The sequence below is a fragment of the Sulfuricurvum sp. genome (genome assembly GCF_030691015.1).
Classification (GTDB): Bacteria; Campylobacterota; Campylobacteria; order Campylobacterales; family Sulfurimonadaceae; genus Sulfuricurvum.
In genome coordinates, this window is record NZ_JAUYFF010000002.1 from 1 (window position 1) to 21615 (window position 21615).

At 43.7% G+C, this 21615-nt stretch carries 22 protein-coding genes and 1 rRNA gene; 10 read left to right on the forward strand and 13 right to left on the reverse strand.

Annotated elements, in window-relative coordinates:
- The first annotated feature begins 15 nt into the window (after window positions 1-15).
- A 5S ribosomal RNA gene (gene rrf / locus Q8O20_RS03675) occupies window positions 16-131 on the forward strand.
- Between the two features lie 103 nt (window positions 132-234).
- A complete protein-coding gene (locus tag Q8O20_RS03680) occupies window positions 235-789 on the forward strand; it encodes a GNAT family N-acetyltransferase (RefSeq protein ID WP_305530032.1) in 555 nt (184 codons plus the stop codon).
- A 77-nt stretch (window positions 790-866) separates the two neighbouring features.
- Here the strand turns inward: Q8O20_RS03680 and rpsR are convergent, their stop codons facing one another.
- The 5 genes from rpsR to Q8O20_RS03705 all read right to left on the reverse strand — a co-directional run bounded on the left by rpsR (window position 867) and on the right by Q8O20_RS03705 (window position 5092).
- A complete protein-coding gene (rpsR, locus tag Q8O20_RS03685) occupies window positions 867-1130 on the reverse strand; it encodes a 30S ribosomal protein S18 (RefSeq protein WP_299938777.1) in 264 nt (87 codons plus the stop codon).
- A 21-nt stretch (window positions 1131-1151) separates the two neighbouring features.
- Window positions 1152-1664 carry a single-stranded DNA-binding protein gene (locus Q8O20_RS03690; protein WP_304738235.1) on the reverse strand — a complete coding sequence of 171 codons (513 nt, stop codon included), beginning with the start codon at window positions 1662-1664 and terminating at the stop codon, window positions 1152-1154.
- 19 nt (window positions 1665-1683) lie between these two features.
- Window positions 1684-2067, reverse strand: a complete 384-nt coding sequence (gene rpsF, locus Q8O20_RS03695) for a 30S ribosomal protein S6 (RefSeq protein ID WP_295013249.1) — start codon at window positions 2065-2067, stop codon at window positions 1684-1686.
- Between the two features lie 117 nt (window positions 2068-2184).
- Window positions 2185-3150, reverse strand: a complete 966-nt coding sequence (holA, locus tag Q8O20_RS03700; RefSeq protein WP_304738241.1) for a DNA polymerase III subunit delta — start codon at window positions 3148-3150, stop codon at window positions 2185-2187.
- Window positions 3143-5092, reverse strand: a complete 1950-nt coding sequence (locus Q8O20_RS03705; RefSeq protein ID WP_305530033.1) for a ribonuclease R family protein — start codon at window positions 5090-5092, stop codon at window positions 3143-3145. Before Q8O20_RS03705 ends, holA begins: the two co-directional genes overlap by 8 nt.
- A gap of 69 nt (window positions 5093-5161) precedes the next feature.
- On the opposite strand from Q8O20_RS03705, the gene Q8O20_RS03710 reads away from it, so the two are divergent.
- Window positions 5162-5488, forward strand: coding sequence for a hypothetical protein (locus Q8O20_RS03710; protein WP_294895896.1), 327 nt, complete (start codon window positions 5162-5164; stop codon window positions 5486-5488).
- A 5-nt stretch (window positions 5489-5493) separates the two neighbouring features.
- Here Q8O20_RS03710 and Q8O20_RS03715 read toward each other — a convergent pair whose 3' ends face one another.
- Window positions 5494-6435: a diguanylate cyclase domain-containing protein gene (locus Q8O20_RS03715; protein WP_305530034.1), complete on the reverse strand. Its 942-nt coding sequence runs from the start codon at window positions 6433-6435 to the stop codon at window positions 5494-5496.
- A gap of 156 nt (window positions 6436-6591) precedes the next feature.
- Here Q8O20_RS03715 and greA point away from each other — a divergent pair, with 156 nt between their 5' ends.
- The gene (gene greA / locus Q8O20_RS03720) at window positions 6592-7140 is read left to right on the forward strand and encodes a transcription elongation factor GreA (protein ID WP_305530035.1); all 549 of its coding nucleotides are present in this window, start codon (window positions 6592-6594) and stop codon (window positions 7138-7140) included.
- A gap of 2 nt (window positions 7141-7142) precedes the next feature.
- Here greA and Q8O20_RS03725 read toward each other — a convergent pair whose 3' ends face one another.
- On the reverse strand, window positions 7143-7619 hold the full coding sequence (locus Q8O20_RS03725) for an Hsp20/alpha crystallin family protein (protein ID WP_305530036.1): 477 nt from the start codon (window positions 7617-7619) through the stop codon (window positions 7143-7145).
- A gap of 19 nt (window positions 7620-7638) precedes the next feature.
- Entirely contained in the window at window positions 7639-8055 is a 417-nt protein-coding gene (locus Q8O20_RS03730; protein ID WP_305530037.1) for an Hsp20/alpha crystallin family protein, read from the reverse strand.
- Window positions 8056-8269: 214 nt separating this feature from the next.
- Here Q8O20_RS03730 and purL point away from each other — a divergent pair, with 214 nt between their 5' ends.
- Window positions 8270-10483, forward strand: coding sequence for a phosphoribosylformylglycinamidine synthase subunit PurL (purL, locus tag Q8O20_RS03735; RefSeq protein ID WP_305530038.1), 2214 nt, complete (start codon window positions 8270-8272; stop codon window positions 10481-10483).
- A 15-nt stretch (window positions 10484-10498) separates the two neighbouring features.
- Here purL and murA read toward each other — a convergent pair whose 3' ends face one another.
- Window positions 10499-11761: a UDP-N-acetylglucosamine 1-carboxyvinyltransferase gene (gene murA / locus Q8O20_RS03740; RefSeq protein ID WP_305530039.1), complete on the reverse strand. Its 1263-nt coding sequence runs from the start codon at window positions 11759-11761 to the stop codon at window positions 10499-10501.
- Between the two features lie 86 nt (window positions 11762-11847).
- Here murA and Q8O20_RS03745 point away from each other — a divergent pair, with 86 nt between their 5' ends.
- Window positions 11848-12282 (forward strand): hypothetical protein, encoded by a 435-nt coding sequence (locus tag Q8O20_RS03745; RefSeq protein ID WP_305530040.1) that lies wholly within the window; start codon window positions 11848-11850, stop codon window positions 12280-12282.
- A gap of 3 nt (window positions 12283-12285) precedes the next feature.
- Complete coding sequence (locus Q8O20_RS03750) at window positions 12286-12984, forward strand: exonuclease domain-containing protein (RefSeq protein ID WP_305530041.1); 699 nt, start codon at window positions 12286-12288, stop codon at window positions 12982-12984.
- On the opposite strand, the gene Q8O20_RS03755 is transcribed toward Q8O20_RS03750, so the two are convergent.
- Both Q8O20_RS03755 and Q8O20_RS03760 read right to left on the reverse strand, forming a co-directional pair.
- Entirely contained in the window at window positions 12985-13392 is a 408-nt protein-coding gene (locus Q8O20_RS03755; RefSeq protein WP_305530042.1) for a c-type cytochrome, read from the reverse strand. It lies immediately after the preceding gene.
- A complete protein-coding gene (locus Q8O20_RS03760; RefSeq protein ID WP_305530043.1) occupies window positions 13389-14021 on the reverse strand; it encodes a hypothetical protein in 633 nt (210 codons plus the stop codon). Before Q8O20_RS03760 ends, Q8O20_RS03755 begins: the two co-directional genes overlap by 4 nt.
- Window positions 14022-14204: 183 nt before the next feature.
- Between Q8O20_RS03760 and Q8O20_RS03765 the strand changes: the two genes are divergently transcribed.
- Complete coding sequence (locus Q8O20_RS03765; RefSeq protein ID WP_305530044.1) at window positions 14205-15950, forward strand: nitrite/sulfite reductase; 1746 nt, start codon at window positions 14205-14207, stop codon at window positions 15948-15950.
- A 164-nt stretch (window positions 15951-16114) separates the two neighbouring features.
- Here Q8O20_RS03765 and Q8O20_RS03770 read toward each other — a convergent pair whose 3' ends face one another.
- Both Q8O20_RS03770 and moaA read right to left on the reverse strand, forming a co-directional pair.
- Window positions 16115-18805, reverse strand: coding sequence for an EAL domain-containing protein (locus Q8O20_RS03770; RefSeq protein WP_305530045.1), 2691 nt, complete (start codon window positions 18803-18805; stop codon window positions 16115-16117).
- Window positions 18806-18811: 6 nt separating this feature from the next.
- On the reverse strand, window positions 18812-19777 hold the full coding sequence (gene moaA, locus Q8O20_RS03775) for a GTP 3',8-cyclase MoaA (protein WP_305530046.1): 966 nt from the start codon (window positions 19775-19777) through the stop codon (window positions 18812-18814).
- 134 nt (window positions 19778-19911) lie between these two features.
- On the opposite strand from moaA, the gene Q8O20_RS03780 reads away from it, so the two are divergent.
- Together Q8O20_RS03780 and Q8O20_RS03785 are read left to right on the forward strand one after the other, a co-directional pair.
- On the forward strand, window positions 19912-20565 hold the full coding sequence (locus Q8O20_RS03780; RefSeq protein ID WP_305530047.1) for a Crp/Fnr family transcriptional regulator: 654 nt from the start codon (window positions 19912-19914) through the stop codon (window positions 20563-20565).
- Window positions 20565-21461 (forward strand): type IV pili methyl-accepting chemotaxis transducer N-terminal domain-containing protein, encoded by an 897-nt coding sequence (locus tag Q8O20_RS03785; protein ID WP_304738288.1) that lies wholly within the window; start codon window positions 20565-20567, stop codon window positions 21459-21461. Before Q8O20_RS03780 ends, Q8O20_RS03785 begins: the two co-directional genes overlap by 1 nt.
- The last annotated feature ends 154 nt before the right edge of the window (window positions 21462-21615 follow it).

The window sequence follows — 21615 nt, forward strand, 5'->3', positions numbered from 1 at the left end:
TTCCTTTCTGAGTGTTCAGGTGGCTATAGAGAGGGGGAAACGCCCGGTCCCATTCCGAACCCGGAAGCTAAGACCCTCATCGCTCATAATACTGCATCTTTCAGGTGTGGAAACGTAGGTCGCCGCCTGGCCTCAGATTTAACCTTCTAACTCTATCTTTCATAACAAAAATCACAAATTTTTTACTCATTGTCAAAATCAACCTCTTAGTATTGCTACTGTATACTTTCATTTATGAAACCAACACTCTATTTCCTCAGATCCTCTGAACAAAAAATTCTTACCGATATGCTCCATTATGCGATGCGCTTAGACGATGTCAATAAATCACTCTCCGATATTCCTAAACTGGCTATTTATAACGAGTTCTACGGCTTTACCAGTAAAGACTTAGGTCTTTATGCCCTTGTAGATAATAAACTTGCAGGAGCCGTATGGATACGGCGTTTAAATGCCGATCACGGCTCAAACGGCTACATTGATGACAATACCCCTGTTTTGACTATAGCGGTACTTCCTGAGTTTCGAGGGAAGGAGATAGGATCACAGATGATTGAGCAGCTGTTTATCGAAGCGGGAGCTTTGTATGAGCACATAAGTACCAGTATTGTCCATAACTCTCAGGCAATGAGTTTTTATGAGCGCCATGGCTTTGTTCTAGATGATAGTAATTCAGGTAAGAAAAGTCCTGTAGATGGAGCTGATGTTGTTACGATGATAAAAAGATTACAGAAAGCGGAAGTAATACGTCCAACAGACGGATATGATCCAAGACGATGGATGGATTAATAAAGAAGTAATTTGGGTATTTAGAAGAGGTAAAAAAGGGAATAAAGTATGCCGGCAGAGTGCCGACACGCTAGGGCTTAACGAATATCTTCGAAAGGAGCGCCAGCGATCACTTTACGTGATACTGTGTATGGGATCAACGCAGCAGCGCGTGATTGTTTGATTGCGATTGTAACCATATCTTGGTGACGTTTACAGTTACCTGTAAGACGACGAGGCATGATTTTGAAACGCTCAGAGAGTGAATATTTCAATGACTGTACATCTTTGTAGTCAATGAAATCAACTTTTTGCTCGCAGTATTTGCAATAACGTTTTTTGTATTTTCTTTTTTCTGACATGGTTCTATCCTTGTGCTTATTCTAAAACGGAATTTCGTCTTCGTTTATATCAATCTCTGGGAGATTGTTTTCCGGCATTCTGGCCGGTGCGGGTTTAGAATACGACGGTGGCGGTGTATAAGCTTTTTGAGCCGGAGCATCATAGCCCCCGCCGTAATTACTTCCGCCATCGCTCTCTTCGTTATAACCGCCCTGAGAACCACCCTCGCCGCGTGAATCGAGCATTTGCATCGTTTCGACGATAACGGAGTGTTTAGAGCGCTTTTGGCCACTGGTTTGGTCAACCCATTGTTCAAAACTAAGTCTCCCCTCAACAAGGATTTTAGAACCCTTGCGAAGGTATTGGTTGGCTACCTCACCCGAGCGGCCGAAAAAAGTGATGTCGACAAAACATGTCTCCTCTTTTTTCTCACCGTTTACCGTAAATTTACGGCTGGTTGCAATAGCGGTTTTGGCAATTGCCGAACCGTTTTGTGAATATCGAAGTTCGATATCTCGAGTAAGATTTCCAACCAAAATGACTTTGTTATACATAGGTTTTCCTTGTAATGACTTAAGAAGCTACTTCTTCTTTTTTCTCAGCAACAGCAGCAGTCGGAGCAGGTTTTTTGGTTTTTTCAACCATACCGTTCCAAGCTGCAATTTCACGTTTACTATCGTATTTCATTGTTACGAAACGCAAAATTTCTTCGTTGATACGAAAACGACGTTCAATTTCAGCAATCGCAGCAGGTGCAGATTTGTAATACATAACGTAGAAATAACCGCGAGCGTTTTTCTCGATCGGGTAAGCTAATTTTTTCATTCCCATTGCGTCGCGAGCAACGATCTCACCGCCGTTTGCAGTGATCACTTCTTCAACGAGAGCGATGGTGTTTTTAATCTCTTCTTCTGTAAGAGTAGGTTTTACGATTACTAGGTTTTCGTAATGTCTCATAGCGTATGTCTCCTTATGGTGTTCGCCCCTTATGGTTGTTATACAGCACGACAGTCGTGTTGCAAAGAGCAAGGAACGCGCGGATTATACTGAAAAATAGCTTAATATTAGTTTTGGTTAAAGGATTGCTTGCAGTTTCAGCAATGCCGAAAGAAGCAGTGATTCTTGATCCGGCGAGCCTGTCGATTTCATTTTTAGTTCGGTATCGAGGAGGAGATTAATCCCCCGTTTATACCCCTCAGGCGAGATTTTGATCGAGAGGGCAGCACGCTCTTTTTCGACAAATCCCGGAAGTTTGTATCCTAATACGAGGGCCGAATCGGCGACCCCGTGAATTTTGATGGCACTGTTAAAGAGATAAAGCTGTGTCAAAAATCCGCTGATGGCGGTGAGGAGCTGGATCTCGTTTTCTCCCGATTCGAGGAGGTGGCGAAGGGAGGGGAGGAACTCTTTTTTCTCGATGACACGGGCGATGAAGTGATCGAGTTTGATTTCGCTCAGACCGAAGACGTGCTCGTCGATCTCTTTCATCCCGATCGGCTTGCCTAAAATGGAGAGTTTGGAGAGTTCGTTGCAGGCGAGGGCGAGATCGTTGTTGTGGATGTCGAGGAGGTGAAATGCCGCTTGATTATCGAGTTGAACCCCTGAGTTTTGCGCTTCTTGCATCACGATGGCGCGTGCTTCGGCGGCAAAGGGGTGGAAGAAACGAACCGAACCCGTATGAGCACCTTTGAACGCGGTGTCGGCTCCTTTGACATCGTCACCGTAGTAACAGTAGATAAAGGTGTTGTCACTGTTTTTTCCGACGAGTTCCACGAGGGTATCGAGTTCGGCTTTGGGGAGCTTTTTTTCGTGTTTGACAATAAGGAGATTTTGGTCGCCGAAGAGAGAACCTTGGGAAAGGTGGGCTTTGGCGGTGTTGAAATCGTATTCGTCATGATAGAGGCTCAGAACGGATGCCCCTTCGATTTGGGCAAGTCTATGGGCATAGCGGTCGATGAGAAAGTGGCTCTCGCCGAAGAGTGCCATCGCTCGTGGTGCTGAATGATTTTGGAGATGGCGATCAAGCTCTTGTCTATTCATCCGTTTCCTTCTCTATCCGACTCACAAACGAAGCGGTGATTTTCGCGGTGGCGAGGTTGGCGGTTTCGATTTTAACGATAATGTCATCGAAGAGCATCAGACCAAATTGTGAGGAAATCTGTACTTTTGCCCCAGTGATAGTGTCGTGAATCTCGGCGATGAACGGCTCTTCAGCGCGCATGATACGGGCTTTGAACTCCTGACCGATGACGGTGGCTGCCCAACGGGCGAATTTGCGCTCTTGGAAGCGGATCTCGATGTCGCTCGCTTCACGCTCTTTTTCACTGATGGAGGTACAAAGAGACTCGATGTTTCGTAATACATACGATCCCTCTTCGGTATCTCCTGCGGCAATCGCTTTGAGGAGGCGGTGGACGATCAGATCGCTGTAACGGCGGATCGGAGAGGTGAAGTGGGTATAGCGATCAAATCCCAACCCGAAATGTCCCATATTGTAGGGGGCGTAACGTGCTTGCATTTGGGCGCGGATGATGAGGGTATCGACTTCGCTGATGAGATCGCGTCGCTCCGCCTCGGCTTGGATCGCCATGATCGTCTCTTTGATAGAGCCTTGGGACTCGACAAAAATACCGATGCTCGCCAACTCGGTGTAGAGGCTTTGTAGTTTCATCGGGCTAGGGGATTCGTGGATACGAAACACTCCCCGCTCGTACAGTGATGCCGCCGCTTTGTTGGCGAGGAGCATACAATCTTCGATGAGGGCATGCGACGGTGTCTCGACGGCAAACTCGGTGGAGACGATGTTTTGCTCTTCGTCGATACGCATCTCCAACTCGCTGGAGCGGAAGTTGTACCCTTTTTTCATCCGTTCTTCACGGAGTTTATAGGTGAGATCATTGAGCAGAGGGATATAGGCTAATACCTTCGCCTCTTTTTCGGTTTTGGCTTCGAGATTTCCTTCAAAAAAGGCATCGATCTCTTCGTAGCTGAAGCGTCGGTGAGAGTGGATGATCGACTCATACAGGGTATGGGAATCCATCTCATAGGTTACGGGGTCGATGTGCATCTCAAAGGTATAGGCGAGACGATCGACGAGAGGCTGGAGCGAGCAGAGAGTTTCGCTGAGTTCTCGAGGGAGCATCGGGATGGAACGGTGGGGGAGATAGATCGAGAAACTGCGGTAAATCGCCTCGGCATCGATCGCACCGAAGGGGTGGACGTATTCGCTGACATCGGCAATGGCGACGTAGAGGGTGGACGTTTCGGGGATATAACAGATGGCGTCATCGAAGTCTTTGGCGGTGACGGGGTCGATGGTGCAAAACGGCAAGTGGCGCAGATCACGGCGGTGGGGATACAGCGAGGCATCGACCTCTTTTGGAAATTCGCGTGCCATGGCTAACACGTCATCTTCGAACGCATCGTGTTTGTTGTAAAGGGCGAGGACGATTTTCTCATCCACTTTAGGATCACTCAGGTTGCCTAAATAGGCGGCTATCGTTCCGCTTTGGTTGTTGATTTGATAGAGTGAGCCTTCGGCGGTTTCGGGTAAATCGTTCAGAGCAAAACCTGCGGGGTGATCGGTTCGGATGTCTTGGAGGCTCAAATAGCCGTTTTTCATCGTGACGACGGCGACGCTGAAGGTTTCACTCCGTCCAGCGATGACGACGACTTTGGCTTGCGGACCACCCCGTTTTCCTAATAGCCGTTGGGCGATGACTAAATCGCCGCTTTTTGCCCCCATAAGGTTATTGGTTTCGATAAAGTGGTCGCGGATACTCTCTCCGAGTGTTTGCAGATAGGCTCCGCTCTCGGAAGCCAAAGAGATGATACCGGCGCGGTATTGAGACGCGAGTTGATATTTGTTCTCTTCATGCGTTAAAAGTTTCCGTGTAAGCCATTCATTAATAGACTCACGTTCTTCGGGTGCGATATCTTGGTCATAAAGACCGTGGGTAAGACGGATTAGGAGTGATTTCATGCAGATATTATAATCAATAAATACTTCTATGTTAGAATAACCTCTTTAATTTTACAAAGGAACACTCTAATGACACACGAAGCGATTTTAAATCAACTTGGATACACCCCTAATGAGGCATTGAGCCTCCAACTTGCCCGCATCGAAGATAATACACAGGGGTATGAAAAAATTATCAAACATATTTTGGATTTGCACGAAGCGTTGAAAACGGATGAATCGTATGTAGCGATGTCCAACAGCAACGACTATTTTAAAATCAAGATCGATGCGACGGGGGAAATCAGTGCCAGTGACGCGATGGAAAAAATCAACCATTTCGCGGATAAGTACAAAGTGAATCTCCAAAAAGTGGAGGGGAAACCGACCTATTATATCCTCGGATTTGCGGCGTAGAGGTATTAGTCAGAGATATCGGTTGAAGCGGATGAATGCATCGCTTCAATGGATTGCTCTAATATCTCTTCCGCATTCAAACATGAATCTATTTGCACTATTCCCATCAAAATATTTTGATGTTTCTGGGTTGACTCTGGCTCAAATAAAATAGATTTTGATATCAGACGATAAAAACGTTCCGCTGCAATTTCCGCATGTTCATCACTCGTATGGCGTAATAAAATTGAAAAAACCCCATCCCCGTAATAAGCTATCGAATCACTTCGACGCAAGGCATTTGAAAGGGTTTTTGCTAGCTCGCGTATCAGGTTTGCATGAGCTTTTTTATTTTCAACTTCTATCGTTTCGATGACTAATGAGACAGCCATTAAAGCGCTTTCGTACGAAGAGTTAATGCATGATTCACGTTCTTTCTCAAGAAGGGTAATAAAATATTTTTTATTGAAAACCCCTAAACTTGCATTGTATAAGCTTGTCCGTTTTGCATTTTTGATGGAACTGGCTGCGGTTCCGTATAATTCTTTAATAATCGTTGATTGTTTTTCCAACGATACTAAAAACCTATCCAATACACTCTCTACCGAAGCGGTAACCTCCAATAAAGTTTCTTGATTCTTATTCGCAATCACAGAATCTTTTTTATTTTGTATGATTTTCTTTAAAAGAGTTGTGTTCTTATAGACACTTGAACCTTGTTTTAAAATCAACTTAACGGCTTTTGTACCTTGGTTTAGTGACCGCTCATACTCAAATTCATTATGGAGTTTTTCATCAAAACGGGGGCTAATGGAAGTGATTTTATGACGTAAAGCATCATTTTTAGTCTCTAAGAGCTTATCAAAATAAAACCTGAAATTTTCAGGTATGGGCGGTAAGTTATTGTGTTTTAGCTCTTGGATGATTTCATCGACAAGAGCATAAAGGTCTTTATTAATATTTTCCATTTTAGAATTATTTCATTTTAGAGTTGCAAATTCGTTGCGTTTTGGAGAGGGACTTGGAGTTAAACGAGATAATAGCGATTATTTATGCTCCAAAGCAAGTTGATATACGATATATTTTCTAGAATAAAAGAATGAATGATCATTAAAAATAGATGTATGGAAGAGAATGAATTAATGAGTCAAAATGAACCGATGACACCTAGAGGGTATGATGAACTCCTGCGAGAGTTCAAATATCTCAAAGATGTCGAAAAACCCCGTGTCAATGTCGAAAAACAGCGTGCGGCGGAACTGGGAGATCGAAGTGAAAATGCGGAGTATCATGCGGCTAAAGAGAAATTGCGTCATATCGATAAGCGCCTCTTTTATCTTAATTCGATGATTCAAAAAGCCCAAATGATTGACCCATCACACCTCGATCACTCCCGCGCTCATTTCGGTGCAACGATCACGATTATGGATGTGAACACGGAAGAGGAATTTTCCTATAGTATTTGCGGGACGTTGGAGAGTGAGCCAGAAAACGGACTTATTTCAGTTCACTCACCACTGGCGCGTGCAATGCTCGGAAAAGAGGAAGGGGATGAGTTTAGCGTCCACCTCCCTCATGGAAAAAAGAGCTACGAAGTGAGTGCGATCACCTATATCGATATTTTTTCTCTCAAAAAAAATATCCGTACCGAGAAAGAATATAGTTTTCACTGACCTTATTTAATCTCAATTTTTTTAGATACCTTTTTCCCTGTTTTAGGAACGGTGATCTTTAGTACGCCGTTAGTGGATGTGGCACTGATCGCTTCGAGGTTGGCATCATCAGGGAGTGAAAAACTCTGATTGAATCGCCGATACGATTTTTTCGACCCCTCTTTACTCTCTGATTCTTCTTTCCGTTCTCCCGAAATCATTAATCTATTTCCTGATGTTTCGATCGAAATATCTTTTTTATCCATCCCCGGCAGATCGATACTGATGAGGTAGGCTTTGTTACTCTCTTTCATCCTTGCAGCACTGTACATACTGCTCATGCGCGGAATCGGGCGGTTAAAAAAGTTTTCCATCTCTTCTATCTCCCAAAACGGACAGCCGAACTCACACTTTTGAGGTGTTGAAGCCGAAGCGTTTGAGGCAAACAATGAAGCGGCAGAAAATCCGACTGCCAGTAATGATGAGATAAAAATTTTCATCCCATTCATCATAATCTCCTTATTTGATTTCAATTTTTTTAGATTCTTTGGGGGCTGATTTGGGAATCATAATATTGAGAACACCATTTTCTGTCGTTGCATCAATGTGATCCATATCCGCATCGTCAGGGACGGTGAAACTGCGTTGAAATTTTCCGTAGAAACTTTCCAATTTATAAAAGTCTTTTTCATTCACCTCTTTTTTGTGTTTACGTTCTCCCGATAAAGTCAGAACATTGTCTTTGAGATCAATATGTATATCTTCTTTTGCTACTCCCGGTAAATCGGCATGGATATGATATCCCTGCTCATCTTCGCGTGTATTGACAGCCGGACTGAAACTGGTAACATTTGCCGCTTCTTTTGTATCGGCAGGTAAATAACCGTTAAAGCGTCTTTCAAACTCTCTAAACGGATCAAAACGTGTTAGCAACATGGGATGCTCCTTAAGGATAATTTGATTCCATTTTAAAATTTAAAATGGTAGAAAAATTATATAACTTGAGCCTTTATATGTCAAGTATGTTTAGTTAATAAACGGTAACAATGGTAATATTGAAGGAAGTATTTGAAATTATAGTAGCTTTAAGATGGATGAATATTCCCCTTTGATATAATCGCGTTACTATTACTATTTTAAGGAATTTGCCGTGAGCACTCCCCTTCCAGATATCGAAAAAGTTCTAAAACAGCATAAACTTTCACTTGGAGATTATGATCACATCAAAAAAATCCTCGGACGTGAACCAAATCTCGTTGAGATCGGAATTTTTTCGGCAATGTGGAGTGAACACTGCAGTTATAAATCGTCTAAAAAACATTTGAGCGGTTTTCCGACTAAAGCACCGTGGGTTATCCAAGGGCCGGGTGAAAATGCGGGAGTTATCGATATCGGCGGCGGGTATGCGGCGGTTTTTAAAATGGAGAGCCATAACCACCCGAGTTTTATTGAACCGTATCAAGGGGCAGCGACGGGAGTCGGCGGAATTATGCGTGACGTATTTACGATGGGCGCACGCCCTATCGCCAATCTTAATGCGCTACGCTTCGGTAATGTATTGAACAAAGACGATATCAGTGCTCATCAACGCTATTTAGTACGCGGTGTCGTCTCGGGTATCGGCGGATACGGTAACTGTATGGGAGTTCCGACTATCGGTGGGGAGACGAGTTTCGATGAGTGTTACAACGGTAATATCCTTGTTAATGCGTTTACTCTCGGGTTAGCGAAAAGCGATGAGATTTTTTACGGAAAAGCAGAGGGGATCGGCAATCCGGTTATCTATGTCGGGTCTAAAACAGGACGTGATGGTCTCGGCGGTGCGGTTATGAGCTCGGACAGCTTTACCGAAGCATCCAAAGGGCTTCGTCCGACAGTTCAAGTGGGTGATCCGTTTACCGAAAAACTTCTCCTCGAAGCGTGTTTGGAACTCTTCAAAACCGATTACGTTGTCGGTATCCAAGATATGGGTGCGGCGGGACTAACGTCGAGTTCATTTGAGATGGCGGGACGCTCAGGTAGCGGTATGATTATGCATCTTGATAAGGTTCCTGCTCGTGAAGAGGGGATGATGCCGTATGAGTTTATGCTCTCTGAATCTCAAGAGCGTATGTTGATTTGTGCGCGTAAAGGGACTGAGCAGGCGATCATCGATATTTTCGAAAAATGGGATCTCGACTGCGCGGTTATCGGTGAAGTAACGGCGACGGGGAACATGGAGCTTTTCTGGCACGGTGAAAAATGTGCGGAAGTACCTGTTGATCCGGTGAGCGAAGAGGCTCCGATCTTGGATCGTCCTATGTCTCGTCCGGCTTATCTTGATGAGATCGCAAAGGTTAAACTTTCTGATTTCGAGGCGGTAGATAATCAGAGCGCATTTGAAAAACTGATCAGTTCAATGGAAGTGGTCGATAAACATTGGATTTATCAGCAGTACGATTCAATGGTACAAACCAATACGGTCAAAAAGGGTGGCGAACTCGATGCTTCCGTTATTCGGATCAAAGAGAACGGTGTAGCGTTGGCGATGAGTGCCGACTGTAACGTCCGTTACTGCTACATCGACCCGAAAGCAGGAGCGGCGGCAGCGGTTATCGAGAGCGGTCGTAACGTCGCGATGAGCGGTGCAACTCCCAAAGCGATCACCGATTGTCTCAACTACGGAAACCCTGAGAACCCTGAAGTAATGTGGCAGTTCGGCCAAGGGTGTTTGGGAATTAAAGAGGCGTGTGCTGAACTTAATACCCCTGTTATCGGCGGGAACGTATCGCTTTATAATGAAACCAACGGCAAGTCGGTATTCCCAACCCCATCGATCGCGATGGTCGGAGTGAATGAAGATCAAAACAAAGTATTGATGTCTGCGTTCCAAAAAGAGGGAAATACATTGTATCTTGTCGGTGAAAGCCGTTCGGAATTCGGCGGATCACTTTACATGAAAGAGCTTTACAACGTCGTAGCGGGAACCATCCCGGCCATCGATTACGATAAAGAGCGGGCATTATGGAACCTCGTTATCGAAGCGAATAAAAAAGGGCTTCTTTCAGCGGCAAAAGATTGTAGTTCGGGCGGTGTCGCGATTGCACTCGCCAAAATGGCATGTGTGAGTGATAAAGGGGTAGAAGCGACAATCTCTGTAACCGATTCTCGTGATATTTTTGCTGAGAGTATGTCTCGCGCCATTATCGAAGTTGCACCTGAAAACTGTGCTGCGTTCGAAGCGATGGTAGGTACGCTAGCGTGTGCGAAAATCGGTAGCGTAGGTGGAAAAGTATTTGCGGTGAATGATGTGAAAATGGATCTTGCCGAGATGCAAAATGTCTATTACGGTACGTTCCAAAAAGTGATCGAGGGGGATCTTTAAGATCCCATTTCATTTTTACTCTTTTAATCTCTCAATTTTTGCGCCCAATGCGCGTAATTTTCCTTCTAAGTCTTCATATCCGCGATCAAGGTGATAGATACGGTGGACATTTGTTGTCCCCTCTGCTGCCATAGCGGCAAGTACGAGTGCGCTCGAAGCGCGCAAGTCGGTTGCCATGACATCGGCACCTGCAAGTTCACACGGCCCGATAACGGTGGCAGTATGACCGCTGAGTTTGATCTCGGCTCCAAGACGTTGCAATTCACTGACATGCATAAAGCGGTTTTCGAATAATCGCTCTTCGATGGTGCTGGCTCCCTTGGCAATCGTAGCAAGAGCTAAAAATTGTGCTTGCATATCGGTCGGGAATGCCGGATACTCTTGGGTGATAATATCGACGTGCTTGAGTTCGGTTGCGGGATGAATCGTCATCGTATTTTCTCCGCACTCGACGCGGCATCCCATTTGCTCTAACTTTGCCGTGACGGCATCGAGGTGATCGGGGCGTACACGCTCTAGCGTAATCGTAGAATTGGTGATAGCACCTGCACAGAGATAGGTTCCTGCTTCGATACGATCAGGGATAACTTCAAAATCAACCATCTCGATGGTTTTGCCCCCTGTACCGATGATGGTAAGTTCAGGTGTCCCGATTCCGTTGATGTCGATACCGCTATCACGGAGAATTTCGCACAGTTGAACCACTTCAGGCTCTTTAGCACAGTTGACAAGGACGGTTTTACCGTGAGCTAGTGCCGCCGCCATAACGATGTTGGCCGTTCCGGTAACGGTGATTTTATCGAAGATGATATGGGCACCTTTGAGACCTTCAGGGGCTACGGCATGGACGTATCCTGCATGGATCGTGATCTGTGCTCCCATTTGCTCTAGTGCTTTAAGATGAAGGTCGATCGGGCGTTGACCGATGGCGCAGCCACCCGGAAGAGAGACTTCACAATGTCCAAAACGGGCAAGGAGCGGTCCAAGGACGAGAATAGAGGCGCGCATCGTTTTAACGATATCGTAGTTTGCCATCGTGTGGCTAACGGTGGAGGTGTCTACATTGAGGACATGGTTCTCTAATGAACAGCTGGCACCGAGGTTTTGGAGAAGTTTTAGCAGGGTTTTAATATCGGCTACTTCGGGCATATTGGTGACTTTTAGCGGATTATGGGCTAAAAGTGCCAAGGTAATAAGTGGTAATGCGGCATTTTTTGCGCCGGAGATGGTAACGGTACCGCTAAGTTTAGTCGGCCCTTGAATTCGTAAATAGTCCATTAAATTCCCACAAGTATAAAAGTTTGATATTATAAGTCAACATAGGTTAAAATTATCAAAATATAGCGATACTCGAAGGAGAAAATGTGAGTTCGGCACTCGATCGTCTGAAAAACCTGACGGCACAGATCTCCAGCTATGAGTTAGAACGCAAAAGCAACCTCAAATCACTCGAAGAGCTGTACCTAAAACTGGGGATTCATACCAAAGTCGGAGAGTTTGATGCGTTGTTTGAGTTTAAAGCGATTAACCTCTCGGGATTATCGCTAGGCGATGATGATTTAGGGGGCATTAAAGAGGGTAAATACGCGCAAATCATTGCGATTATCTACGATAAAGAGGCTAAAGTCAAAAATAAAAATATTTCACTGGCCTATTACGGACGTGCCGAAAAACTGAGTGCACCCTTGAAGAGAGATATTATCGCGTTTGTATTGGGGTGGCGTTTTGAAAAAAGCTTCCGTACGTTAGAGCACTATCATAATCTAATGGCGACACTTAAATCTTTTCCGACCGAGTAGAACGTGATTTTTCTCGATACGGAAACAACAGGGTTAGAGGTCAAAGACAGAATCTGCGCTCTGGGGATTATTGAGGGGAAATCCACCCATTTTGAGTTGATCAATCCCGGAAAAAAAATCCCTCCCGCCGCTTCGGCGATCCATCAAATCACGAATGAGATGGTGAGTGATGCTCCCTCATTTTCCCAATCCTTTAGTGCCGAACAACTCAAAAGCTTCAATACTCCTGAGAATATTTTAGTGTCGCATAATGCCCCGTTTGAACTTTCGATGCTCCAAAAAGAGGGAGTGACATGGCAGGGGAGCGTTATCGATACCCTTAAATGTTCCAAATCGCTGATGGATGATTTGGAGGGGTATAGTCTTCAATTTTTACGGTATGAGCTGAGACTCTATCGTGAGGAGGGGAGGGTGTTTCAAGAGCATGGGGTATCGCTCGTTCCTCATCATGCTCTAAGTGACGCGCTCCATACGAAAATGGTCTTGGAGTATCTTCTCGATTTGGCGGATATTGAGAAGCTGATCGAGATATCCAAAAGCCATGTTCTTCTGAGCCGTTTGCCGTTTGGGAAATACGCCAAAAAGAGGATCGAAGAGATCGCCCTCAAAGACCCCGCCTATCTGAAGTGGATGCTGGAGAGTGTGATGGATATGGACGAAGATCTTCGCTACAGTATCGAGCACTATTTATTGCAGTCGTAATTATTTAAACGCAACACCGCTATAGCGATCATGCACCCATTCCGCAACGGCTTGGCGCTCCTCTTCGCTGAGTTTCCCTTTTAACGAGGGCATAATCCCGAATTTTTCAATTGCCATCGGATGGCACATGCTGTATTGGACGCTCGGGTTTTCGATGTAGTCTTTTATAAATGCGATAATAACACGCCGTTTGACATCGTCATCATCGTCGCTGATAACGATATTTTCTTTGAGGCGATTGGAGACTTCGACCATCGGGGGAGCTTTGAGGGTGTGAAGCACTCTCATCACCTCTTTTTTCTCCATTATTTCGACATGGCATTGCATACAGTGTTTCTGGTAGACGCTGTATCCCTCGGCTCCGTATACCCCAAGTGCCGTGAAAAGTATGATCAACAGTTTATTCATTCGGCTTCTCTTTGATCGCTTATACGTGTTTGTATAAGGCGGGGATCTTCTGCAAAATCGATCAGAATCGTTTTTACCCGCTCTTGCCATGCGGATCGAAACAATTCGGATATCTGCTCATCTGCTTGATTTGAGAGTGTCATTTGGAGCCAAGATGCCATTTGCGGATCAATGGGGACAATGGTCGGATTGTAGGTTAATACAACACGTTTACCGCTGTCAAGACGCTCTAATACCATATCTTCTATCATCTCTGGTCCAAAAAAGAGGAGGTTGCGACGATCGAATTTTCCGCCCAATCCGTGAAATCCTCCCGTATCTGTTGCACCCGTAATCATGGAAGCTACATTGGCGATGACCCCTACGACACCCTCTCCGAGATTCCCTTTGATCGTGACACGAATCTCACCTCGAACGGGAGTTTTATCACCGTATAAAAGAGTTAGTCCTTTGAGAAGCATGAGATATGCTCCCGCAACTGTTGGGCAGGAGTGTCCGGCTAATTTGACAACATCGCCATATTCGTAGTGCACTATCCCTTTTTGTGCAGCTCCGAGCATCTCGGAGAGCGGGTCATAAAGAGTTATTTTGGGGACAGATTGAAAAAATAACGGACTTGAATGCATCATGTATCCTTTAAAATGGATCGAAAATATAATTTTTATATTATAGAAATTTTAGGGAGCAATTCTCTTGACATAAATCAATGATTTGAAAACGGTGTATGCGTTATACTCTGATAATTTTAAGATGCCTGCAGAATCACAAATTTTGACAAGTTATTTACACTTTTTTTAGACAAAAGGATAGACGTGAGTGAAAAAAGATTAAATAAACGTGAGCGGCATAAAGCTTCCCTTTCCCCCTTTGAGTATTATCCACAAATAGAAGCACTCGATTTTAACGCTATCAGCGAGGGAGACAGCTTTTATCTGCAGGACTTCGGTATCTTTAATAATCCGTTGGCGGATGAAGAATATACCCTTCGACTACGTATTACTGCCGGTCGGATTAGTACGGCGCAATTGATAGCTATCGCCGAGATCGTTAAAAGTCATGCGCTTGAGATCATTCTGACGGCACGCTCCGGGATACAGTTGCATGGGTTGAGCAGTGAAAATGTCCTTAGCGTTTATAAACAGATTAATGCACTGGGGATCTCTACGTGGCAAACGTTTGGGGATAATGTTCGCAATATCGTTACCGATGTTTATGACGGACAAGGCCGCTTTAGTGTGATTGAGACATATCCTCTGATTATGCAAATGGAGAAGTATTTTTTAAAAACGCCTCATCTTGTGGGAATGTTGCCGCGCAGATTGTCTACCGGTATCTCGGGAACTTCAGCAAATGTTAGCTCGTTTTTTGCCAACGATCTCTATTTTGCATTAGCAAAGAAAGAGGATCGATTCGGTTTTAATGTCTACATGGGGGGAAAAAATACCGAGGTTGCCCGCAGTGCTGATATTTTTTTGCCCCCTGAAGCGGTTGTCTCTTTTTTTAGTGCATTTGTTGAAACATTTAACAAACACGGATCACGGTTCACCCGCTCCCGTACCCGTCTTTTTTATCTTCTTGGAGATATCGGATTGGATACGTTTAAAGAGCATATCGCGCAGGTGTATCAAACATCGTGGGAATCTGAAGGAACTTTGGTACTCCAAAAGAGGGAATTTAGTCAGTATGAGAGGCTCAACAACGGAAGCTATGCGTTTTGTTACGAAACCGATTTTGGACGTATCACTCCTGAAGAGCTCTTGAATATTGCAGCGTTTGTCGACGCATGCGGGGGAGAAGTGCGTTTGAGTACGGATCATAACCTCTACCTAATAGGTCTTCCTGAACCTACGGTGCCTTTTGGCTCTCTCAAAGAGAGTGAAACGGTTGTTGCGTGTGCCGGAAGTCATTATTGTCCTTATTCCTTTTGGAATATCAAAGACGAAGCCGCGCTGCTTCCTCTGAAAGCCATTAAAAAACATCGTATTCAAGTCGGTATATCAGGGTGTGCAAAAGGGTGCAGCCGGCATCAGCATTGCGATATCGGGCTGATCGGATTGCGTACCGGAAATTTTGGTGAGGCAGATAAAGGGGTTCGTATCTATATCGGAGCCGAACATACCCATGGCACAGGCGTCGGGCGAGAACTTTTTGAAATGGTTCCGTTGGAACATCTTTCAGCAGTGCTGGAACTTATCATACGAGAATATGAGATGAGCGGATATGAGAATTTTGAATTATTTTCAATGCACAGGCTAAATCGTTATACCATAGAGTTTTTGTCGTTATGGTTTTTGGCACAATTGGATACAGGTTCGACCCTTTCTCTTTCTGATGTGACTCTTCCACAATGCAGCGTGGAAGAAGAGGTGTTTAACGGAGAAAAAGAGCTGTTTGAAGAGTGTTTTATGCATGAGCCGTTTTTGTCTCTTATCGAGGATGACTTTAAGGATGCCATCCGTTATATGAGTAAAAAAGTATGGGTAGTCAGTACAACGGAGAGTGCAATCGCTCCTCAAATCAAGAGGTTGCTAACCGCTACAAAATACTGGGAACGTTAGCGGATCATATTGAGGAGTTGGGTCAAACAGTACAGTGCTTTGAATCGAAGCTAGATGAAGGAGGTCATTTTTGCTGTACTGTTTGAACCAACCCCTGATGGGGGAAGGTTTTTTTATGGTACGACAATTATAGATGTTTGTGAGGGTAATGTCTTTGATATAGGTCAAAGATCTGAATGATTATTCAAGAGCATAGCGTGCATATCATCTTTGGATAAAGGTTTTGAAAATAAATACCCTTGATAATGAATACCGCCGATAGATTGGAGGATCGTATGTTGTTCCGATAGTTCAACCCCTTCGGCTACAATCTCCAATCCAAGGACTTCCGCCATGGTAATGATGGCACGGACGAGCGCAGAAGCATGCGAATCATTGTTCATATTTCGGATAAACGACTGATCGATCTTTAATTCATCAAAAGGAAAACTGTTCAGATAGGATAAGGATGAATAGCCTGTTCCGAAATCATCAAGAGAAAATGTAAATCCATGTGATTTAAGACGATGCATAATGTTCTGAATTTTTTCAATATCATTGATCAGCAATGACTCTGTCACTTCCAAACGAAGGCGCGAAGGAGAGACTGAGTAGGTAGTTACATTCTCTAATAATACGGTCGTAAACGATTCGTCCAAAAATTGTTTCGGGCTGATATTGATCGACAAAGTCCAATTTTTTTGGTGAGAATCATGACTCCACTCTTGGAGCGTTCTGCATGCTTCGGCTATAATCCACTTTCCTATTTCCGTTATAAAACCGTTTTCTTCGGCAATCGGGATAAATTCGGTGGGGGAGATGATCCCTCTCTCCGGATGAAACCATCGAATGAGCGCTTCTGCTCCGCTTACTTCGTTTTGATGGTTGTATTGAAGCTGATAAAAGAGTTGAAACTGGTTCTCTTCCAGTGCATTAAAGAGTACTTTTTCGCACTCTAATTTTTTCAACATTTTTTGCTGAAGTGCGGAATCGAAGAAACGAAACGTATTTTTCCCCGACTCTTTGGCACTATACATGGCCGTATCCGCCTGCGCTAAAATCTCATTTACGGTCTGTTTGTAATCATGTAAAATTGCAATCCCGATGCTTCCAGTGATGAAAAATAGCTCTTCGTGTATTTCGAACGGTTTTTGAAGTGAGAGAGATATTTTGCTCCCGATATCGGATGCGATTTTGAAAGCATGATCGCGAGAAGAGCCTAAATCTTCAATCAAAATAACAAACTCATCCCCCCCTAAACGGGCTACGGTATCCTCACCACGTGTCGCTTCGAGGAGACGGTTTCCCGCTTCTTTTAATAAGTCATCGCCTACGAGATGTCCTTTGGTATCGTTAACAATTTTAAAATTGTCCAAATCGATAAACGCCACCATACTGTAGGTTTGATTTCTTTCATTTTTTAGGAGAGCATGTTCCAAACGTTCCAGAAGCAATCGGCGGTTGGGGAGCTGTGTCAGGGGATCGTAAAAGGCCAATCGATAGATTCGCTCTTCATTCTCTTTTTTAGCCGTTATATCGGAAAAAATGCCTACATAATGGGTGATTTTTCGATATTCGTCTCGTACGGCGGAGATGCTTAAATATTCCGGATAAATTTCTCCGTTCTTACGACGATTGTAGATTTCCCCGTTCCAAAATCCTTTGTTAATGAGCGAATTCCACATATCTTTATAAAACTGGTTATTGTTAAGCCCTGATTTTAAGAGTGCCGGAGTGAGGCCCAAAACTTCCGATTCGCTGTAGCCGCTGATTGCCTCAAATGCCGGATTGACCCGAATGATTTTTCCGTTTATATCGGCAACCAATACCCCTTCATTGGAGTCAAAAACGACCGAAGATATTCGCAAGGTATTGATCATGGCAAACATTTGCTGAACTAAATAAATTGCCCCTAAAAGCATAAAAAATCCGTACGTAAAAGAGCCGACTAAAAAAATTTCATGTTTCAAAAGCGTTTTTTTCTCTAATTGGGATAAATCCTCTTCGAGCAGCTGATCAAATTTTTCATGCAGTGTTTTTAAGTGATCGATATTAACCGTCATATGGTTAAACCATTTTGTGGCTCCCATCGAAAAATTACCGCTGAGGGCTTGTTCATAAATGCGATGAGAATCTTGGAATAATTTATGGGAAAAAAAAGCATTGTATAACGTCCGTTCGTTATTGGATGCTTTGTCAAAGAACGATTGCTTACAACTTTGATGGATGGCATGCACCGAAATCGCTTTTTCGTACATACCGGGATCAAATCGTTTGGCTGCAAAAACATTGGCGAGAGTACCTCGCTCGATGGCTGCTTTTTCTGTACATTCTACGAGCAAGGTGTTGTCGTATAAGCGCAGTGCAATCTCACGGGTCGGTGCTGATTTGGCCGATAATGGGAGTAATCCTAGAAAATTTGCATTCAATTCGGTATAGAAATCGATCTCCTCGGAGGCAGTGATCTCAAGATTGATGACCTGTTCACGGATATCACCGAGTTGCCTTTGTTTGTCGATAGATGTTTTAATGGATTGATGGAACTTCTCCGGTAAAGAGTAGCGGCTTAAGGTTCTTATTCTCTGAAGGAGTGCTAAAAACTTTTTATCACTGATAAGCCGCTGTTTCATCAAACTCGATTTAAACTGCATATCTCCATTTGATCCAAGGTATGCGGCACTTAACCCCCGCTCTTTTTGAGATTCATGGACGAAATCACCTACACTTTGTGAAAACTGAATCAATGCGCGTGTTTGAGAGTAAGAGCGTTTTGTCTCATGATAGGCTACCCATTCGATCCCTAAAATGTAAAAATTCCATATACCGATGACAACACCCAATAAAATCAAACCTATTCTGATATGAAATTTATTCATACTATTTTATCCTCCGGTACGGTAAAAAGCACGGGAAGAAACCTCATTTGTATCAACTCCCCAGAGATTTTTTTCAGGCTTGTTATCGACGACTGCCGCCAAAATTTTGGCTGCTTCTCGGGTGTCTCCGCACCGAATAGCCTCTTTAATATTTTTGGCTCCCTCGAAATAGAGGCATCCGATCAGATCGCCTTCCGCACTTAGGCGAAGACGATCACATGTCGCACAAAAGTCGTGACGATGCGGCTCAATCGTTCCGAAACGGTAGCCGTCCGATGTTTCATAAAGATTGGCCGGCCCTGACTTTATACTTGAGACGGAGGTAAAGGGTGTATGGCGCGAAAGAGTTTCGAGAATTTTATCACTGCGCAGTCCCGAAATGGTATTGGAGGCATAGCTGTTTTCCATATATTCAATGTAGCGTATTTGTGCGCCGATCTCTTTGGCATAATCAAACAACGTTGTGATTTCATGCTCATTAATGCCCCGTAAAATGACACTGTTGATTTTCACGGAGAGTCCTGCTGAAACGGCCGCTTCAATCCCTTTTAGTACCTGAGATAGAACATCTTTTTGGGCAATATAATGAAGGGTTTCCGTTTCCAGTGAATCGAGGGAGATATTTATCCTCTTTAATCCCGCACGTTTGAGTTTATGGGCAATCGCGGGGAGGAGATAGCCGTTGCTCGTGAGACCGATATCGACTTCGGGAGCATACGTGTGAATCATCGAAATCAATTCATCGAGATTTTCTCTCGTTGTCGGTTCTCCGCCGGTTATACGGATTTTGCGGATACCGCTGTCGATACCGATCTTAATGAAGGCAAAGAGCTCCTCATAGCTGAGAAGATTCTCTTTGGGAACCCAGCTAAAGGGTTTCTCAGCCATACAATAGCGACAACGGAAGTTGCACCGCTCGGTAACGGATACTCGCAAATAGGTCACTTCTCTACCGAAGGGGTCTCGTAACATAATTTGAACCTTTTTAGAGAACTTTAGAATTCAATAGTAACGTATCGTACTGCCCAAAGCACTTGATATAAATCAAGCCGATAGGGGTAGCCTTGTGCTACTATAATTTAAAATAATAAAAAGGGGAATGCGGTATGCTGTTAACAGAGCGGCTCCATTTTTTTGATCACAGTGACCCCGCCTCATTGATCCTATTAAATAATACGGCTAAGTATAAATTATACGGGGCATCCGAAATTTTGGTGTATGAAGAAGATGATCTTAATCGAGTCTATTTTTTAATACACGGTGAGGCTAAGTTTTACAAAGTAGACCGATTCGAGAGTGAAATTTTTCTCTATTCTTTATCCGATCAAACGTTATTAACTAATATAGGTTCGCTAAAATGCGATAGTATCAGCTGTTTTAGTAATATAGAATTTATGGTTCAGAGTGAAGTGATCTCTTTTGATTTAAAACTTTTTAAAGAAGTGGTTCAAAAAGAGAATCAATTGCTCATCAATTTGGTGAATCTTTTAGCCGATCAAAAGCAGATGGTAGATTGTATGATCAGTATGGGGATGGTGTATGACGTTACCGCCAAAGTAGCTAAAATGCTCCATGATCATTTGCCCCTCTATAACAGTCTTAAAAAACAGGAGATATCCTACCGCCTGAATATTCAGCCCGCCACACTTTCACGTGTTTTGGCAAAATTTATCCGTTTAGGGTTGATTTCTGAAGAAAACCAGAAAACAATCGTATTAAAAAAAGAGGATTTATCCCACTACTTCAAGGAGGCTATATAATGCAATCGATATCCACTAAAATTCGATGGATGGTCGCTATTTTATCTATCAATCTTATCACTATTATATTAGTCGATATTTGGCTTAACTCCAGCCAAAAACTGGATGCGAAAGTGATCAATACCGCCGGAAAACAAAGAATGCTCTCGCAGCGTACCGTACTGGAGCTTCATCGTCTGCTGGTAGATGAAGAGGGGGCGTATGAGCGTCTTGAAAGTGCCCGTGCCGAGTTTGATAATAATTTCAAGCAACTCAATATGGCAGCATCGGATTATCGCGGATTTTCAAATGATGAGATTGATAAAACGATGATGGAAGTGCATGCCCATTGGAACCGAATGGGGGGATTGATCGACCGCTATTTACAGGGAGATCACAACCTGTTTGATTTAAAAACCATCTATGATAATGGAGATCAAACCTTGTCATTAATGGATAAGGCCGTGAGCCAATACGAAGATGCTATGATGGGAAAACGTCTGTTGGCGCATCGTATTCAGATTTTCTTAGCGTTTATATCGTTTGGTATTATCCTTTATATGGCTCGTACGACATTGGAAATCCAACGAAATTTTGACAAATTCTTGGATCATTCACAAATGATAAGCGGTGTAAAAAATTTAGAGTGTCGGGGAAATGAACTCGATGTCGCGTGTTCCCATATTGAGTATTTTTTACGGAATGTTGAAGAAGCACTCCAAAGCGCTGCCGATGCCGTAGAAAAAAGTGAAGCCGCTACGTTGGTTTTAGTGGGCTCCACTCCCGAAGCCGAAGCGATATTGGAGCAAAATGAAGATGTGATGATCCAAGTAAGCGAAGAGTTGCATCAAACCTCCATGCGTCTTAAAAAACTGAAAAACAACCTCGAAAAAGCTAATTCTATTCGAAATGCCTAATCGGCATTTCACCGCTCACTTTTCTTGACCTAAGTCAATATCTTTCCTTTTAAATATCTTTATAATGGTTGAAGTGCATGAGTTATATCATAGCATCAAGGTAACGTTAGTTGTTCATAAATAACTATGGATAACAGTGATTCCACTAAGGAGG

Bases quoted from the DNA above. Each gene is read 5' to 3' on its own strand.
- rpsF (WP_295013249.1), bottom strand. From the start codon at position 2,067: ATGAGACATTACGAAAACCTAGTAATCGTAAAACCTACTCTTACAGAA.
- Q8O20_RS03680 (WP_305530032.1), top strand. From the start codon at position 235: ATGAAACCAACACTCTATTTCCTCAGATCCTCTGAACAAAAAATTCTT.
- greA (WP_305530035.1), top strand. From the start codon at position 6,592: ATGGAAGAGAATGAATTAATGAGTCAAAATGAACCGATGACACCTAGA.
- Q8O20_RS03780 (WP_305530047.1), top strand. From the start codon at position 19,912: ATGCTGTTAACAGAGCGGCTCCATTTTTTTGATCACAGTGACCCCGCC.
- murA (WP_305530039.1), bottom strand. From the start codon at position 11,761: ATGGACTATTTACGAATTCAAGGGCCGACTAAACTTAGCGGTACCGTT.
- Q8O20_RS03710 (WP_294895896.1), top strand. From the start codon at position 5,162: ATGACACACGAAGCGATTTTAAATCAACTTGGATACACCCCTAATGAG.
- Q8O20_RS03760 (WP_305530043.1), bottom strand. From the start codon at position 14,021: ATGATGCATTCAAGTCCGTTATTTTTTCAATCTGTCCCCAAAATAACT.
- moaA (WP_305530046.1), bottom strand. From the start codon at position 19,777: ATGTTACGAGACCCCTTCGGTAGAGAAGTGACCTATTTGCGAGTATCC.
- Q8O20_RS03705 (WP_305530033.1), bottom strand. From the start codon at position 5,092: ATGAAATCACTCCTAATCCGTCTTACCCACGGTCTTTATGACCAAGAT.
- rpsR (WP_299938777.1), bottom strand. From the start codon at position 1,130: ATGTCAGAAAAAAGAAAATACAAAAAACGTTATTGCAAATACTGCGAG.
- Q8O20_RS03690 (WP_304738235.1), bottom strand. From the start codon at position 1,664: ATGTATAACAAAGTCATTTTGGTTGGAAATCTTACTCGAGATATCGAA.
- Q8O20_RS03730 (WP_305530037.1), bottom strand. From the start codon at position 8,055: ATGTTGCTAACACGTTTTGATCCGTTTAGAGAGTTTGAAAGACGCTTT.
- Q8O20_RS03770 (WP_305530045.1), bottom strand. From the start codon at position 18,805: ATGAATAAATTTCATATCAGAATAGGTTTGATTTTATTGGGTGTTGTC.
- Q8O20_RS03725 (WP_305530036.1), bottom strand. From the start codon at position 7,619: ATGAAAATTTTTATCTCATCATTACTGGCAGTCGGATTTTCTGCCGCT.
- Q8O20_RS03785 (WP_304738288.1), top strand. From the start codon at position 20,565: ATGCAATCGATATCCACTAAAATTCGATGGATGGTCGCTATTTTATCT.
- holA (WP_304738241.1), bottom strand. From the start codon at position 3,150: ATGAATAGACAAGAGCTTGATCGCCATCTCCAAAATCATTCAGCACCA.
- Q8O20_RS03755 (WP_305530042.1), bottom strand. From the start codon at position 13,392: ATGAATAAACTGTTGATCATACTTTTCACGGCACTTGGGGTATACGGA.
- Q8O20_RS03715 (WP_305530034.1), bottom strand. From the start codon at position 6,435: ATGGAAAATATTAATAAAGACCTTTATGCTCTTGTCGATGAAATCATC.